The organism is Ohtaekwangia sp., from assembly GCF_036568665.1.
Taxonomy (GTDB): Bacteria; Bacteroidota; Bacteroidia; order Cytophagales; family Cyclobacteriaceae; genus Ohtaekwangia.
Window position 1 is genome coordinate 1 of record NZ_DATCSD010000225.1, and the last position, 16022, is coordinate 16022.

Sequence of the window (16022 nt, forward strand, 5' to 3'; positions counted from 1 at the left end):
TGCACGCAGGTTTCCAGGAGTGCGGTGTTGTAATTCTTCCACCTGCACTACTTCACCGTTGTAGCGCATGAAGTTTCCTTTACTCAGATCGGATACGGTTGCCATAAATTTAGGTCATTAAGTTACAAATCAATTAAACAAATACAAGTTGATGGTGAGGGTGTTATACTGTTAATGGTTGACCATTATCCGCATTTATCTAATAACGGTTTACCATTAACGGATAGCGATTAACTGTTATACGCCCATTTCAGGTACACAGCTCCCCAGGTAAATCCACCACCAAAAGCAGCGAGTATGAGGTTGTCGCCTTTCTTTAGTTTCTTCTCGTAGTCCCAGAGAAGAAGTGGAATAGTACCACCGGTTGTATTACCATAGCGCTCAATGTTCATCATCACTTTATCTTCTGTAATGCCTACACGTTGTGCAGTGGCATCTATGATGCGCTTGTTGGCCTGGTGAGGAACCAGCCAGGCTATATTTTCAGGTGACAGGTGATTGCGTGCCGCGATCTGCGCAGCTACATCAGCCATGTTGGTAACAGCAAATTTGAATACAGCCGATCCTTCCTGGTATACAAAGTGCAGGCGCTTGTCTATCGTTTCTTTCGAAGCAGGCATGCGGCTTCCACCGGCTTTCATGTGCAGGTATGCTTCACCGGCACCATCGCTCTTGAGTATAGAATCAACAACCCCTACATCTTCTGTAGTAGGCTCCAACAGCACGCAACCTGCGCCATCGCCAAAGATGATACAGGTAGTACGATCGGTATAGTCCATGATGGCCGACATTTTATCGCCACCGATCACGACTACTTTTTTATACATGCCCGATTGAATGAAGCTTGCACCGGTAGTGAGACCATAAATAAATCCTGAGCAGGCAGCACCCATATCGAAGCTGAAAGCATTAACAGCACCTACTGCAGAAGCCACAATGTTCGCTGTAGCCGGAAAAGTCATATCGGCAGTTACCGTAGCAAAGATCACACAGTCGATCTCTTTCGGATCGATCTTGGTTTTAGCCAGCATGTCTTTTACTGCCGCTATACCCAATACAGAAACTCCCTGGTTTTCACCTTTTAAAATTCTTCGCTCTTTAATGCCGGTCCGCGAGGTGATCCATTCATCACTCGTGTCCACCATGGTTTCGAGTTCCTGGTTGGTAAGAATATAGTCGGGAACATATCCACCGACTCCGGTAATGGCTGCTCTGATGTTTGTCATACAATTTTTATATTCGCTTCGGTTGTCATTCCTGGCAACCAGTAAAAAAGAAAAAGCCCGATGTACTGGTACATCGAGCATTATTTTTTCGATTAAGCAATCTCTTTCGAGATAATCATAAGGTGATTGTCCTTCCCGAAGGCGATACAAGCCACACGTTCAGCAAGCTGAATGTTTTCGAGTGCAGACCCGTTCATGCAATTACGCCAGAACTTCTTTTTCCATCACCACTCTACCATTGAAGTAAAGTTTGCCTTCGAGCCAGAAGGCACGGTGCGGCAGGTGATTCTCTCCGGTAGTAGGGCATACAGCTAATTGCTTGGCAGTAGCTTTGTAATGCGTTCTTCTTTTATCTCTCCGGGTTTTCGAGGTTTTTCGTTTCGGATTCGGCATAGTCTAAAAACAGTTTATTTTAATTTCTTTAAAATATTCCAGCGCGGGTCGATCGCATCTTCATCGTTATCGTCTCCGCTTTTTTCATCGGAAGAAGTATATACAATCTTGCCTTCTGTATCTTCATCATCCTCTTCATTCTCAGTCTCCTGGAATTTCGGATGGAGTTTTTTTATCGGTATTGCCAGCGCTATAAATTCATATATATACTGGCCGAGTTCGAGTGTCGCTGTGTCTCGGTGGATCATAATGATCTCATCGCTCATCTCTTCATTGGTATCTCCAAATTTGAAAACAATATGATAATTGCTATCAATCGGAAAATCAAAAGGCTCCAGACTTCTGTCGCAAATCAGGTCTGCCTTTCCCTTAATTGTAAAGTCAGCTTCAATGAACGTTTCGTGCTTATCGAGTGCCACATCCACATGGAAAGAACCTTGAGAAACGAGGTCCGTTCCAAATTCCCTGAAGAACGATTCACCCAAATCATAATCGAAATGATGAACCTTGTTGCTCAGGCCGATAATATTTACACCGTAAGCCCCCACAATTTAAGCCCCTAAGGGCTTTTAAAATTAGTCGGCAAATTTAGGAGAATTAATGAAATTCTACACCAAGGTGTGCAGAAATTGCGTAAATCATCGGTTCAGCAGCGTCTGAACCGTTCGAAACAGAAGGAAATGGAAGGAAAACAGGAATCGGGCAAACTAAATATACTCGTGGATGGCAATGTCTTTAAATTCCTCTCGTGTCTTTTTGCCATAATTTTCGACAAAAAAGTCGATGATCCCTTTCTTGAAGCCTAGTTTGATGGCAATGTTCTTGGTGAATATGATCTCACTTTCGAATACATTCTGATCAACAAAGACCAGCTCGATGCTCGACATCAGGTATTCAAATTTCTGATCGAGCGACAGCGCTCCGAGCGAATCGATGGGTTCAGGGTTACGGATCAGTTCATTCACTTCTTCTTCCGGAAACTTACGCTCCCGGGCGATCTTAAAAATGAGCTCCCGCTCAATTTTGGCAAAGTGCTTATCGGCTTCAGCCAGTTGAATAAGTATGTTCAGTTGCTTTTTAGTGACAATATCCATTTCAACTAATACTTGAATATCAAATATAACCATTAATAAAAACTAACCGTGCCTGTCCAGTCCAGTGGTAAAAATGGCCTACCCAAGTAAGCTTATTTTTCTGTGGATGGTTCAGAACGGTGTTTAAAAATATCATGCGCGCGATAAATGGCTTCTCGTAGCGAACTTTCGCTTGCCAGATTTTTACCAGCGAGTGAATACCCCGTGCCATGATCGGGTGAAGTGCGAACAATGGAGAGTCCCGCAGTAAAATTTATACCATCATCAAACGCTATAGACTTAAACGGTATAAGTCCCTGGTCGTGATACATCGCCAGCACAGCATCGTACTTGGCATATTGACCGGAAGCAAAAAATCCATCAGCCGGAAAAGGTCCATATACCAGTTTACCTTTATTCTTCTGCTCGGCTATAGCGGGTTTGATGGTGAGCTCTTCTTCTTTACCGATAAGGCCGCCATCACCTGCGTGAGGATTCAATCCCAGTACTGCGATCTTCGGCTTCATTATACCAAAGTCTTTTCGCAGCGATTGTTCCATCAGGCGCAGTTTGGCTTCTATCTTCTCTTTAGAAATGGTGGAGGCTACATCTTTTACGGGTATATGCTCGGTAACTATACCGATGCGAAGTTTATCGCTTACCATAAACATGAGGCTCTCTTGCGCACCAAAGTACTCGGTGAGAAATTCTGTATGACCTTTGAACGGAAATTCTTCGCTATGTATAGAAAGCTTATCGATGGGTGCTGTTACCAGTGCATCGATCAACCCTTCTTTCAACTCTTCACATGCCTGCTTCAGTGCAACCAACGCAGCTTTACCTGTTTCTTTAGAAGCCTTGCCCGGAACGATCTCGACAGAATCTTCCCAACTGTTTACTACATTGATGGTTTTAGGAGCGAACTGCCCTTTGGTGCGTACCTGCGAGTAGTTGAACTCTTCTATATTTAGCTGCTTCTTATAAAACGAAAGCGCGCGGGTAGATCCATAGATAACCGGTGTAACCATGCCAAGGAGGCGGTTGTCGGCCAGGGCCTTGATCACTACTTCCGGCCCAACGCCATTGAGGTCGCCAAGCGTAATACCAATGCGAGGTTTATGTGCTGGAGTCATGTATATAAATTCAATTCTTTGCGATTTAGTGAATTAAGTCGGAAAGTCCGAAAGTAAGGAAGACCGAAAGTGGAAGAAGCTGCGAGATTAGTGGAATTGAAAGATTAGGAGATTACAAGATTGGAAGATTAATAAGATTGAAAAATTGAAAGATTATCAGGCTATAGGTATAAGTATATATCTGCTGAAGTCCTGCACGTGTTATAGATACCATCAACCCCGGCTGTAATCTCTTAATCTTTCAATTCCACTAATCTTCTAATTTTATAATCTTTAATCTTTCAATCTTCTTATAATTTTTCAATTGTCCCTCCCGATCCTTACTCTTCCCGACTTTTACGTACTTTTAGCCCTTCATGGAAAAGTCAGTTGATAAAGTAAGAGCGAAGAAATCGTTGGGACAGCATTTTCTGCACGATCAGAATACCGCGCGCAGAATTGTGGAGTCGCTAACGGTAGGGGAACACGCAATACCTGTGCTGGAGATCGGCCCGGGTATGGGTGTACTGACGCAGTACATGGTGAATAATGACATGCTTCAACTGAAAGTAGTGGAGATCGACCGCGATTCAGTAAAGTATTTACATACACACTATCCGTTGTTGCGCGAGAATATCATTGAAGGTGATTTCCTTGAGATGGACCTGCAGAAAGTATTTAACAGGCCGTTCTCGATCATCGGTAATTTTCCCTATAACATCTCTTCACAGATATTTTTCAAAGTGCTCGAACATCGTGACCAGGTTGATCAGGTGGTGTGCATGCTGCAAAAAGAAGTTGCCGAACGTATAGCCGAGAAGGAGGGAAGCAAAACCTATGGTATATTAAGTGTGTTGTTACAGGCTTACTATAATATTCAGTATTTGTTCAAGGTACCTCCGGGGGCATTTACACCACCGCCCAAAGTTATGTCGGCTGTGATACGGTTAGAGCGTAATGCTACTACGAAGCTTGCCTGCGATGAAAAACTTTTTGTAAGAGTAGTAAAGCAGGGCTTCAACAACCGGAGAAAGACGTTGCGTAATGCCTTGAAGCCGCTGGAGCTTTCGCCTGAAATAACTTCACTGGAAATTTTAGACAAACGCGCTGAACAACTTTCAGTAGATCAGTTTGTGCACCTTACACAATTAATAGAAAAGAGTCGTGGAGGAGCAGGCACTGGAATTTGAATTGACCAAAGAATTTCGTGATCGCTTTCAGCAGGCGCTGGACGAGCATGATGATTCGTTTATCCGAAATATACTGCAGGATGTAAAAGCTGCAGATATAGCTTCGTTATTCAATGAATTTACTACCGAAGAATCGAAATACTTTCTTGATCTGTTACCCATCGAAGTACAGTCAGAAGTAATACGCGACCTGGATTCGCAAACACGCAAGCAATACCTTAAGCTTCACGAGCCTCAGACAATAGCCATACTGCTTAACCAGCTCTTGTCAGACGATACAGCAGATATACTTCATGAACTGCCGGTTAAAGAACGCGAAGAAGTATTTGTAGGTCTTGAGCCCGAATTACGTTCGCAGGTAACAGAGCTGCTTCGTTACGAAGAAAATGTAGCGGGTGGTTTGATGGCGAAAGAGTTGATACGTGCACATGTGAACTGGACAGTGGTGCAGTGTGTGGAAGAGATTCGCAAGCAGGCAGAGAATGTATCCAAATTTTACCAGGTATATGTAGTGGATGATCATGATAAATTGTTAGGTCGCGTAGCACTGCAAGACCTGATCATCTCGGATGCCCGCACCATTGTGGCTGATATATATGAAAGCGATATAATATCGGTAGAGACCTATATGGAAGATCGCGAAGTAGCCGAGATTATGAAGAAGTATGAACTTGTTTCTGTTCCCGTGGTTAATGTACAGGGCTACCTGGTAGGTCGCATTACGATTGATGATGTGGTGGATGTGATCACTGAGCAGGCAGATGAAGAACGCCAGATGATGACGGGTATAAGCGAGAACGTAGAGGAAGATGATAGTATATGGCGCAATACACGTGCGCGCTTACCCTGGCTGCTCATCGGTATATTTGGCGGTTTGATGAATGCCAAGTTCATGGGCTTGTTTGAAGCCGAGCTGATGCGCGTTACCGCCATTGCATTCTTTACTCCGCTTATTCAGGCAACCGGAGGAAATGTAGGTATACAATCTTCATCGCTCATTGTACAAAGCCTGGCCAATCCGGATTTTGTAGATGAAGGATTATGGAAGCGATTGGTTAAAGTATTTTTTGTAGCGATACTGAATGGTGTGTTTCTATCGGTGTTGGTGTGGGGAGCAAATGTATTGTTATTCCAGGAGTATACTTTATCGCTGGTAGTATCTATAGCATTGTTCAGCGTTGTGTTGTTTGCTTCTTTTATTGGTACGATCACGCCTTTGATTCTGAATCGGTTTGGATTTAACCCGGCACTTGCTGCCGGCCCATTTATAACAACGACAAACGACCTGTTAGGTCTTACACTATATTTCTTCACTGTTCATTTAATGCTCTGATGACATCTCCTGCCTGTTTGATTATTGACTCCATGCATGAAAGCCTGTTTCCTATGTTAACCGAGATAGGCTGGCAAGCAGTATCATTGCCTGCTATTACACGCGATGAAATAAAAACAAAACATCATGGTTTTGACGGGTTGATCGTACGCAGTAAAACAACGATCGATCGCGATCTGCTCGGAGAAAATCCCACGATAAAATTTGTAGCGCGAGCCGGTGCCGGTATTGATAATATCGATGTAGAGTACCTGAAAGAAAAGGGTATACAGGTATTACATGCATCGGAAGGTAATCGCGATGCAGTAGGAGAATATACTGCGGGTGCGTTATTAAGTTTGATGCGAAATATACCCCGCGCTGATCGCCAGGTGAGGGATAGTATATGGGAGCGCGAGGGTAATCGCGGAGAAGAACTGATGGGTAAAATGGTTGGTATAATTGGTTATGGAAACATGGGCCATGCCTTTGCTAAACGATTATCGGGCTTTGCATGTAATGTTTTAGCATACGATAAGTATAAATCCGGTTTTTCAGATGCATACTGTAAAGAAGCTACCATGGAAGAGTTGTTTGTTGAAACCGACATACTTAGTTTGCATATTCCACTAACCGGTGAAACGCGCAAGCTTGTAAACGTTGATTACCTAAATCGGTTTAAGAAGAAAATTATACTGGTAAATACTGCGCGCGGTGAAATAGTTTCTTTAACAGATATTACACGCGCGATACAAAGCGGACAGGTAAGAGGCGCTGTGCTGGATGTGCTGGAGAATGAAAAATTAAACACCTATACCCCGGAACAACAAGCGGCCTTTAATATACTTCGCGAAAAAACGAATGTAATATTAACCCCCCATATTGCAGGTTGGACGTATGAGTCGCACGTAAAAATTAATGTAGCTTTGACTCAGAAAATCAAAGCGCTTGGATTGGCGCGTTAATTTTTTATCGTTAATTTAAACAAACCAACCAGAGCAAAGCCATGCGTTTGTTAGAAAAGCGGATGAAGAAAGCCAATGAGTTTTTTAACTCGATTATTGAGAAGCCCTTGCTTACATCATCGCTTGTACTCCTGCTAGTGACGGTCATCGTGCTGGGTCTAAGTTTAAAATACTACCTGCATGAATTTGATTCATTCGTTCCGCAGATATTGGCGGAAGCGCATGGTATGATCTTCGATATTGCCGTGATCGGTATTCTTATATTCTGGTTGAATCAGAACGGAGAGATACGTCAACGCATTCGCACCTATAAAGACGAGATCGATGACTTTCGTTTGTGGGAATCAGAAGAAGCGGCCTTTCGGACGGTGGGTAATATCAAACGTCTCAACCGACATAAGATACATGAGATAAACCTGGTGAACTGTTATCTGCCGCGCACCAACCTGAACTATGTAAACCTCGCATCGTCCAATATGAACTCGGCCAATATATCGCAGTCATCATTGATCGAGTCGAACCTGGAGAACGCGCGTCTGAATCAGACAAACTTTGAGAACTCCAATCTGAACCAGGCCAACCTGAAAGGTGCGTATGCGAGTGGTGCAAATTTTAAAGATGCATTTCTCATCAAGTCACAATTTGAAAATGCATTTCTGATCAAGGCCAATTTCAACAATGCATTTTTGATGGAAGCTAATCTGCAGAATTGTTATGTGATGGGAGCCGATTTTGAGAATGCAAGTCTTTATAAAGCCGATCTGCGTGGTGCCAAAGGATTAACCGTAGAGCAACTGGCCAAGGTAAAAACATTGTACCTGGCCCGTTTTGATGAAGAAATACTGGAGCAGATCAAAACCAACTTACCCGAGCTTGTGGGAGCATGATTTTGTGAGATAAGAACAAAAGTATTACCTTTACAGCAGCAACGGTCCCGGAGACGGGGCCGTTGTTTCTTTTTTGGATACCAAAGAAAAAATAAAACAGCAACGAATTTACTTTGAGCCATGAGCAAAAAAGTTTCATACTATACGAAAGACGGTTTAGACAGATTACGCAATGAGTTGTCCGAATTGAAATCGAAAGGTCGTGCAGATATAGCACGCCAGATAGCAGAAGCACGCGATAAAGGTGATCTTAGCGAGAACGCTGAGTATGATGCTGCGAAAGATGCGCAGGGACACCTGGAAGCGAAGATAGCACAATTGGAAGATCTGGTGAGCAACGCACGTCTGCTGGATGAAACCAACATCGATACTTCGAAAGTATCTATACTCTCGAAAGTAACGATCAAGAATAAAAAGAACGGAGCATCCGTAACCTATACATTGGTATCTGAAGAAGAAGCTGATCTGAAAGCCGGTAAGATATCGACCATGTCGCCTATCGGAAAAGGATTGTTGGGTAAAAAGAAAGGCGAGACTGCCAAGATCAAAACACCTGCGGGTGAAATCGAGTTTGAGGTAGTAAATATCTCCGCATAATCAGTCAGTAATAATCTATCATTTATAAGTAGCACGAAAATGCCTTCAATCTTCACCCGCATTATCAACCGCGAAATTCCCGGATATATAATAGCCGAAGATGAAAACTATATAGCATTCCTAGATATCAGCCCGCTGGTGCTGGGACACACGCTGGTAGTTCCGAAGAAGGAGATAGACTATATTTTCGATGCTGACGATCAAACACTGGCAGGCCTTATCGTATTCGCCAAAAAAGTAGCGAAGGCTGTTAAGAAGGCCGTGCCTTGTAAACGCATTGGTGTTTCTGTTATAGGACTCGAAGTGCCGCATACACATGTACACCTCGTGCCCATGAATTCTGCAGACGATGTGAACTTCACACGTCCTAAACTCTCGCCATCCAAAGAAGCACTCGCAGAAGTAGCTGAAGCGATTCGTAAAAATCTCTGATCGATTTTCAACGCTATCTGTTATAGCAAGCTATATACCTTGTCGACTATAATTCTGGTCGATCATTATCGCTTTACAAATTTAGTGTACACCGTTTTACCCGATACGGTAACGCGTACGGTATATATACCCGCAGCATAATTCGGAAGGTATATATCCAGTGAAGACTGCTCGGTGGTATATACCGGTCCTTCATTACTGCCGTGGATTGATACAATGGATATTTCTTTTCTTCCGGCAACGGGCAATTGTATTGTAAGCTTGTCATCTACCGGGTTAGGATAAATCGCCAGCTTTTCGCGCAGGGAATTTTCTATGCCGGTAATTACAATGTCTGCATTTTCCGAGAGCACACTGGTGCATCCGTCAATTGTAACCTGCACGGTATATGCTCCGCTTGCTACAACGGTAAGGCTACTGCCATTTTCGTTGGGAATCTTTACACCATCTTTAAACCAGGCATTGCCTGTGGTGCTGCTGGAAGTAAGTATAGCTGTGGCCGTACTGCTTTGTGAGATCGCAATGGTGGGCTTTACCGGGTTTACACAGAAGCTGTGCTCAACCACCGGAGAAGGATTGTAGTTAGCATCACCCGCCTGGTTAGCAACAATCGTGGCGGTGCCTGCCTGGAGCAATGTTACAGTACTTCCTGAAACCGATACCTTCAACGGTGTAGTGGTGTTATAGCTGAGTGCGAGTCCTGACGTGCTTGTACCGGTAAGCGTAAATGGAGCATCGCCCAATGTTTTGTCTGCTATATCCGGGAAAGTTATAGTCTGACTGGCTTTATTGATGACAAGTGGTTTTGTAACCGGTGTAGCCGCGTTGTAGTTTCCATCACCTGGCTGACTCGCAGTGATTGTTATAGGGCCCGCCTTCAATATAGTTACCTGACTTCCGCTGATAGAAGCAACAGTAGGATCGGAGCTGGTATATTGTATCGTTAACGCTGCATCGCTGGTTGCTGAGAGTGTAAACGGAGCATCGCCAAATGTTTTATCCGCTATATCCGGGAAAGTTATAGTCTGATCTGCCTTGTTGATCACCAGCGATACCGTTACAGGTGTTGCCGGATCATAATCGGCATTGCCGGGTTGCTTCGCTGTAATATCTACGGTGCCGGCTTTTAATATGGTAGCCTGATCGCCCACAATCGATACGATGGTAGCATCAGCGCTTTCGTATTGTACTGGCAAGCCTGCATCGCTGGTTGCCGAGAGCGTAAACGGAGCATCGCCATATGTTTTGGGAGCGATAGCATTGAAGGTGATGGTCTGGTCTAAACGACAGCCAGCAGGTGTTGGAAGATCTGTACTGGTATCATGCACAAAAATTTCGTTGCCAGCTCCGGTTTCATACCCAGTAATATATATATACTGTCCTATAGCTGCCATGTAAGAAGATATACCCCCTGCACTTACGGTTGTATTGTTTGTTACCTTGAGCGTGCCGCATGTTCTGCCGTTGCTCTTCCATAGTGTGCGATTGGTTCCATCAAATGCCGTGAAATACAGGAACCCGTTTAACACAAACATATTATCAGGATAAGAGTGGCCTGTGCCTGTATTGATGTCTGTTATCATGGTGGTGCCAGCACCAGTGCCATCACTGGTCCACAGTTCTACACCATGCGAGCCATCATCTGCGGAGAAATATAGTATACCATTGGCATTCTTCAGCTTGGTAATAGACGATGAAACAGAACCCATATTTATATCGAGTACCAGCACAGTGCCACCGGTAGTGCCATCCGTCTTCCAGAGTTCTCTTCCATTGGTACCATCGTTGGCAACAAAATAGGTAACGCCATTAACGGTTTCCATTTCAAAAGCATCGGTCGTGGTAAAACTTCCGGCTACACCTGCGCGAATATCTTTAACCAGTACCGTGCCTGCTGTGGTGCCATCGCTCTTCCACAATTCAAGGCCGTTGGTGCCATCATCGCCAATAAAATATAGTATACCATTCTGGTTTCGCAGGCCGCGTATAAAATTGAAGCTCTTTACATTTACAGTGCCGCCAACGGTTCCATCGCTTGTCCAGAGTCCAACCGTGCTTCCTTCATTGGCAATGAAATATAGCTTGTCGTTAAAGTTGGTGAGGAAACTGGGCTTTGAACTTGTTGCCCCGGCTATATTAGTAACCATGGTCGTTCCGGCCAGTGTACCGTCTGATTTCCAGAGTTCTACTCCTGTAACAGCATCATTTCCGGGGAAATATATAGTGTTCAATACTCCGGTGATCTCGGAGCCATCGGAAGGACTGCCGCCAACTTCTACGGTGCCTGCTACGGAGCCATCACTCTTCCATAGTTTATTACCGGTGCCGCTGTTCGCCACAAAATATAGTTTGCCGTTGATCTCCCGTATATAGGAAGGATCGGAAGAATTAGAGCCCCCGGTATATATATCTTTCAGCAAGGCTGTTCCTGCATCGGTGCCGTCACTTTTCCATAGCTCGGTGCCTGTATTATCGGTGGTGGCTGCGAAATATAGATTGCCGTTGAATGCTGCGAGGTATTCCGGACCGGAGCCTGCATTGGTAGCCGGTATATCGGTAATGCGTGCCGTGCCGCCTGGTGTACCATCTGTTTTCCAGAGCTCATTGCCATTTGTATTGTCGTCTGCCACGAAATATAGTATACTGTTTGCCGCAGTAAGAGCGTTGGGAGGTCTGGTGCCTCCGGCTGTTCCGGTGGGTATATCTGTTACCAGTGTAGTGCCGGCTACGGTGCCATCGCTTTTCCAAACCTGCAGACTGCTGCCGGGTGTAAGATCTTTCTGTGCTACAAAATAGAGTGTGCCATCCATGTCTGTAAAATCGGCAGCATAGCCTCCTATACTTTTATAGGTTGAAGTTCCTGCGGCTGTGCCATCGCTCTTCCACAGTTCATTGGTATCGATGGTGAAATATAGTATACCTCCGGACACGGTCAGGTTATCCATCGTGAAAGATTCATCCTGCGGATCTTTGATAAATGTAGTGCCCGGATCAGTGCCGTCTGTTTTCCACAAACCGGTATTGATACCATCGCTCGCTACAAAGAATAATGTGCCTGCCACATCAATCAGGTAATCCGGGTATGTATTGGTAGCGCCCGCGTTCAGATCTTTTACCAGCACGGTGCCACCGCTGGTTCCATCGCTCTTCCAGAGTTCTACACCTGTGGTGCCATCGGTAGCCGAGAAATACAACGTAGTGCCTACCGCACAGAATTTATCGGGAGTGGAAGCGTTCGTTCCGGTATATATATCTTTTACCAGTACGGTGCCTGCAGCCGTACCGTTGCTTTTCCAGAGTTCGAGGCCATTGATAGCATCCTGCCCCGTAAAAAATAACGTGCCGTTTACATTGGCCAGGTTGGCACTGCTATTCACGCTGATGGCGTTGTTCTTGAGCAGAAATGTTCCGGACGAAGTTCCATCGCTCGACCACAGATCGAGATAGCCAGTGCCATCTACCAGTGTGAAGAAGAGTATATTTCCTACAGCTACCAGGTTGGTAAGTGCAAGCGAATTACTGCCAGGTTGTATATCTTTTACCAGCACCGTGCCGGCTTCTGTGCCATTACTCTTCCACAGCTCTGTGCCGGTAGTGCCATCGTTGGCCAGGAAGTAGAGGGTGCCATTGACATTGACCAGGCTGGAAGGATTCGATGAACTGCTGCCGGGATTTATATCTTTTACGAGCAACGTACCGGCTACTGTGCCATCGCTTTTCCATAACTCCTGGCCTGCTGCCGAGCGGCCATTGAAGAACAACACTCCATTGACATCGGTGAGTGAGAGCGCATCTATACCGGAGGCTTTCGGATCGGTAGCTTGATTGATATCTTTCAATATGGACAACTGAGCATGTGAAAGAAAGCTGGCAAGCATCAGCATCAGTGAGAGGAGGGGCTTCTTCATGGTGCTAGTTTTTTAACGAAGATAACCAGTATATTTCAAAACACACTATCCGAGTGGACTTTTTGAGATACCCTGATGTGGGGATAGGAGGTGTAGAAGCATGCTTTGAGGTGTGAGAGTATAGATGGCTGGTGGCCTCTGGCTACTGGCTGCACGATGGCAAAGCTGAAGTATAAAGCTGGATCACAGAGTATATGTTGCATTTCGTCTGCGTTTTCTCTGCATTCATCTGCGAAATCAGCGGAAGGTATAGATCAGTTGTGAGGTTCGAAAAGTATAGATGCTGACGTCTTATGCTTTCGGCTTTATTCTTCTGCGAGTTCCGCGGGAAATGAATATCGAACAAGGAACACCGATCGATCAGTGAATGTTGAAGTATAAATACATGACTCTTGCATTTAATCTGTGCTGATCTGTGAGTTCTGTGGGAAACAAATGAATATCGAACAAGGCACACCGATCAAGGAATGTTTAAGTGTAGTGTATACTGACTTTTCGACTCTTGCATTTAATCTGCGTTTATCTGCGAGATCTGCGGGAAATAAAAAAGCTGCCGAAAGTATATATTTACTCTTCCGGCAGCTCGTAGCTGATATTCTGACCCGAAACTAATTTACCATCCCGTTCTATACTCGCGTTTTACGAATTGGTTAGCTTCATCGAAGTTGGTGATCTTCATGTTGGCACCATCCCACAGCAACTTGATGTTGCGACCAGGATAATCAAATTGATTGGGATTATCTTTCTTCGGATAACGCACATCATGACTTCGTATAGCAAGGTTACCCATCAATACAGTTTCCGTGAGAGGCCCTGCTATTTCAAATGGCGAGCTTACTTCCATCTTGCCATAGCCGGCTATACATGCTTCTACCCATTGTGCATAGTGGCCTTCTGCTCCACCGGGAACGCGCTTGATCGTCTGCGGTATATTTACTTCCGAGTTGCGCGCTGTTGGTAATAATGAAGGATACATACCATACGTACCGCACATCATTTTACCTTTTGTTCCAATGAAGAGCGCACCATTACCGCCATCGCCCATGCGTTCATTCGGGCCAAGCTCTTCGGGTCTTTCCGGTTGTATACCACCGTCCATCCAATGTAATTTAACAGGAGGTTTACCATTGCGCCCCGGGAAGGTTAATACTATATAAGATGATGGCGGACAACTTTCAGGGAAGTAGCCGCGCTTGAACTCATCTACATATACACTGCCTACACTGGCTGTTACATCCGTAGGATATTGCAGGCCGAGTACACGGAACGGAGGCTCAATGATATGGCAGCCCATGTCGCCCAGTGCACCGGTACCATAGTCCCACCAGCCACGCCAGTTGAAAGGCACCAGTTTGTCAACATATTCTTTATAGGGTGCAGTGCCAAGCCACAAGTTCCAGTCGAGCTCTTTGGGTACAGATGTTTTTTGTGTAGACCATTCTATACCTTGTGGCCACACAGGTCGGTTGGTCCAGCAATATACTGTGTGTACATCTCCGAGTAAACCGGCATTATACCATTCCATCAGTTGGCGCACATCGTTACCCGATGCACCCTGGTTGCCCATCTGTGTTACTACTTTATACTTCTTGGCAGCTTCAGTCAATGCGCGTGCTTCCGATATATCATGCGTAAGAGGCTTCTGTACATATACATGTTTCTTCAGCTCCATCGCGGCCAGCGCCTGTACTGCGTGGTTGTGATCGGGTGTAGAGACCGACACTGCATCAATATGTTTATGTTCTTTCTCGAGCATGATACGGAAGTCTTTATAGTATTTTGCTTTTGGAAAAGAAGCTACCGACTTGGCTGCCCTGCGATCGTCTACATCGCAGAGATAGGCGATCTCGGCTTTACCGCTTTTGGCAAAATTAGCAATGTCGCTTTCACCTTTGCCTCCGGCTCCTATACCGGCAACATATAGCATATCGCTTGGCGCTTTATAGCCATTGCCACCCAGCACAAAGCGGGGCACAATGGTAAATGCTGCTGCGGCCATACCTGCATTCTTGATAAAATTTCTCCGGGAGAGGTCGGTGGTTGGGGGAGTTGTTTTCTTCAGTGGCATCTCGGCTGTGAGTTTTGGGTTAAAGATAAATATAGTCGCTGGCGGCTGGCGACCAGCTTCTGGTTGTGCGAGTGTGGAAGCGTGTGATGAGCATTTATAGTATATATCGTTAACGGTTATCTGTTAACAAATAACCGTTAACGAATAACGCTTAACCATTATCAAACTTCACACTAATCTCCATCGTACGATCATCATACTTCAGATTATAGTGGTCCAGTACTTCTTTCGGAACACCGTCCCACTGGTTTGGTTTGTTGCCTATATAGCCCAGGTCTGCTATACCAATTTTGCTGGTATAAAATCCGCAGGCGGTGAGGTCGCGCATCGTGTTGAAGAAAGCAACGCCTTGTTTGTATTCCGGTTTTGCTTTTTCAGGATATGCTATAGCATCGATCATTTCTATTTGTTGTTCGTGCGGGCAGGAAGCGAAGTCTGCATTGAAGCGTTTCATGCATTGCACATCCAGCCATTTTATACCACCGCGCAATGGCGTCTGGTATTCCGGCATATCCTTTACGATAAATTCGATAAAGTCAGGTACACCAGCTTCGGAAGCGCTGCCCGATACTTCATCTTTCGGAATGATAATGTCAGAGAGTATCGTAATCGTTTTCTTTTCGTGATCGTCAAAGAAAGTCTCGGCTGCTAATTTTTGTTCGCGCTCCAGCTCAGCCGTTGTACGGTCGATCGTAAAAGGCTTGGGTGCGAGTACGGCAGGTTCTTTCTTTTCGTCAGGAGCACAAGCCTGGAATAAAATTCCGGCACCTGCTGCACTGACGGCTAATGTTTTTAAATATTTTCTTCTATCCATGGTTCCTGTAGTTAGGTGAGGTGCAAAGTATATATATACCGGTAT

At 45.0% G+C, this 16022-nt stretch carries 14 protein-coding genes and 1 pseudogene; 6 read left to right on the forward strand and 9 right to left on the reverse strand.

Annotation, left to right across the window (positions count from 1 at the left end):
- The 6 genes and pseudogenes from VIN08_RS12595 to pdxA all read right to left on the reverse strand — a co-directional run.
- Positions 1-105, reverse strand: a pseudogene (locus VIN08_RS12595) (elongation factor P); the annotation flags it as partial.
- A 125-nt stretch (positions 106-230) separates the two neighbouring features.
- The gene (locus VIN08_RS12600; RefSeq protein WP_331965382.1) at positions 231-1226 is read right to left on the reverse strand and encodes a beta-ketoacyl-ACP synthase III; all 996 of its coding nucleotides are present in this window, start codon (positions 1224-1226) and stop codon (positions 231-233) included.
- Positions 1227-1427: 201 nt separating this feature from the next.
- The gene (gene rpmF, locus VIN08_RS12605; RefSeq protein WP_079685807.1) at positions 1428-1619 is read right to left on the reverse strand and encodes a 50S ribosomal protein L32; all 192 of its coding nucleotides are present in this window, start codon (positions 1617-1619) and stop codon (positions 1428-1430) included.
- Positions 1620-1633: 14 nt separating this feature from the next.
- The gene (locus VIN08_RS12610; protein ID WP_331965389.1) at positions 1634-2167 is read right to left on the reverse strand and encodes a DUF177 domain-containing protein; all 534 of its coding nucleotides are present in this window, start codon (positions 2165-2167) and stop codon (positions 1634-1636) included.
- A 159-nt stretch (positions 2168-2326) separates the two neighbouring features.
- Positions 2327-2713 (reverse strand): TerB family tellurite resistance protein, encoded by a 387-nt coding sequence (locus tag VIN08_RS12615; RefSeq protein WP_331965392.1) that lies wholly within the window; start codon positions 2711-2713, stop codon positions 2327-2329.
- A gap of 92 nt (positions 2714-2805) precedes the next feature.
- Positions 2806-3825, reverse strand: coding sequence for a 4-hydroxythreonine-4-phosphate dehydrogenase PdxA (pdxA, locus tag VIN08_RS12620; RefSeq protein ID WP_331965395.1), 1020 nt, complete (start codon positions 3823-3825; stop codon positions 2806-2808).
- A gap of 356 nt (positions 3826-4181) precedes the next feature.
- Here pdxA and rsmA point away from each other — a divergent pair, with 356 nt between their 5' ends.
- From rsmA to VIN08_RS12650, 6 genes are all read left to right on the forward strand, one after another.
- Positions 4182-4994 carry a 16S rRNA (adenine(1518)-N(6)/adenine(1519)-N(6))-dimethyltransferase RsmA gene (gene rsmA, locus VIN08_RS12625; protein WP_331965398.1) on the forward strand — a complete coding sequence of 271 codons (813 nt, stop codon included), beginning with the start codon at positions 4182-4184 and terminating at the stop codon, positions 4992-4994.
- Positions 4969-6327 carry a magnesium transporter gene (gene mgtE / locus VIN08_RS12630; RefSeq protein WP_331965401.1) on the forward strand — a complete coding sequence of 453 codons (1359 nt, stop codon included), beginning with the start codon at positions 4969-4971 and terminating at the stop codon, positions 6325-6327. Before rsmA ends, mgtE begins: the two co-directional genes overlap by 26 nt.
- Complete coding sequence (locus VIN08_RS12635) at positions 6327-7271, forward strand: NAD(P)-dependent oxidoreductase (protein WP_331965404.1); 945 nt, start codon at positions 6327-6329, stop codon at positions 7269-7271. The genes mgtE and VIN08_RS12635 overlap by 1 nt, the downstream gene beginning before the upstream one ends.
- A gap of 41 nt (positions 7272-7312) precedes the next feature.
- Positions 7313-8158 (forward strand): pentapeptide repeat-containing protein, encoded by an 846-nt coding sequence (locus VIN08_RS12640; protein WP_331965407.1) that lies wholly within the window; start codon positions 7313-7315, stop codon positions 8156-8158.
- A gap of 120 nt (positions 8159-8278) precedes the next feature.
- The gene (greA, locus tag VIN08_RS12645) at positions 8279-8755 is read left to right on the forward strand and encodes a transcription elongation factor GreA (protein ID WP_331965410.1); all 477 of its coding nucleotides are present in this window, start codon (positions 8279-8281) and stop codon (positions 8753-8755) included.
- Positions 8756-8794: 39 nt separating this feature from the next.
- Entirely contained in the window at positions 8795-9187 is a 393-nt protein-coding gene (locus tag VIN08_RS12650; RefSeq protein ID WP_331965413.1) for an HIT family protein, read from the forward strand.
- A 65-nt stretch (positions 9188-9252) separates the two neighbouring features.
- Here the strand turns inward: VIN08_RS12650 and VIN08_RS12655 are convergent, their stop codons facing one another.
- From VIN08_RS12655 to VIN08_RS12665, 3 genes are all read right to left on the reverse strand, one after another.
- Positions 9253-13095: an ELWxxDGT repeat protein gene (locus tag VIN08_RS12655; RefSeq protein ID WP_331965416.1), complete on the reverse strand. Its 3843-nt coding sequence runs from the start codon at positions 13093-13095 to the stop codon at positions 9253-9255.
- Positions 13096-13708: 613 nt separating this feature from the next.
- Positions 13709-15163 (reverse strand): Gfo/Idh/MocA family oxidoreductase, encoded by a 1455-nt coding sequence (locus VIN08_RS12660; protein WP_331965419.1) that lies wholly within the window; start codon positions 15161-15163, stop codon positions 13709-13711.
- A 151-nt stretch (positions 15164-15314) separates the two neighbouring features.
- A complete protein-coding gene (locus tag VIN08_RS12665; protein ID WP_331965422.1) occupies positions 15315-15977 on the reverse strand; it encodes a gluconate 2-dehydrogenase subunit 3 family protein in 663 nt (220 codons plus the stop codon).
- Positions 15978-16022: the final 45 nt, after the last annotated feature.

Coding starts and splice junctions, on each gene's coding strand:
- VIN08_RS12600 (WP_331965382.1), bottom strand. CDS start 1,226: ATGACAAACATCAGAGCAGCCATTACCGGAGTCGGTGGATATGTTCCC.
- rpmF (WP_079685807.1), bottom strand. CDS start 1,619: ATGCCGAATCCGAAACGAAAAACCTCGAAAACCCGGAGAGATAAAAGA.
- VIN08_RS12615 (WP_331965392.1), bottom strand. CDS start 2,713: ATGGATATTGTCACTAAAAAGCAACTGAACATACTTATTCAACTGGCT.
- pdxA (WP_331965395.1), bottom strand. CDS start 3,825: ATGACTCCAGCACATAAACCTCGCATTGGTATTACGCTTGGCGACCTC.
- rsmA (WP_331965398.1), top strand. CDS start 4,182: ATGGAAAAGTCAGTTGATAAAGTAAGAGCGAAGAAATCGTTGGGACAG.
- VIN08_RS12635 (WP_331965404.1), top strand. CDS start 6,327: ATGACATCTCCTGCCTGTTTGATTATTGACTCCATGCATGAAAGCCTG.
- VIN08_RS12640 (WP_331965407.1), top strand. CDS start 7,313: ATGCGTTTGTTAGAAAAGCGGATGAAGAAAGCCAATGAGTTTTTTAAC.
- greA (WP_331965410.1), top strand. CDS start 8,279: ATGAGCAAAAAAGTTTCATACTATACGAAAGACGGTTTAGACAGATTA.
- VIN08_RS12650 (WP_331965413.1), top strand. CDS start 8,795: ATGCCTTCAATCTTCACCCGCATTATCAACCGCGAAATTCCCGGATAT.
- VIN08_RS12655 (WP_331965416.1), bottom strand. CDS start 13,095: ATGAAGAAGCCCCTCCTCTCACTGATGCTGATGCTTGCCAGCTTTCTT.
- VIN08_RS12660 (WP_331965419.1), bottom strand. CDS start 15,163: ATGCCACTGAAGAAAACAACTCCCCCAACCACCGACCTCTCCCGGAGA.
- VIN08_RS12665 (WP_331965422.1), bottom strand. CDS start 15,977: ATGGATAGAAGAAAATATTTAAAAACATTAGCCGTCAGTGCAGCAGGT.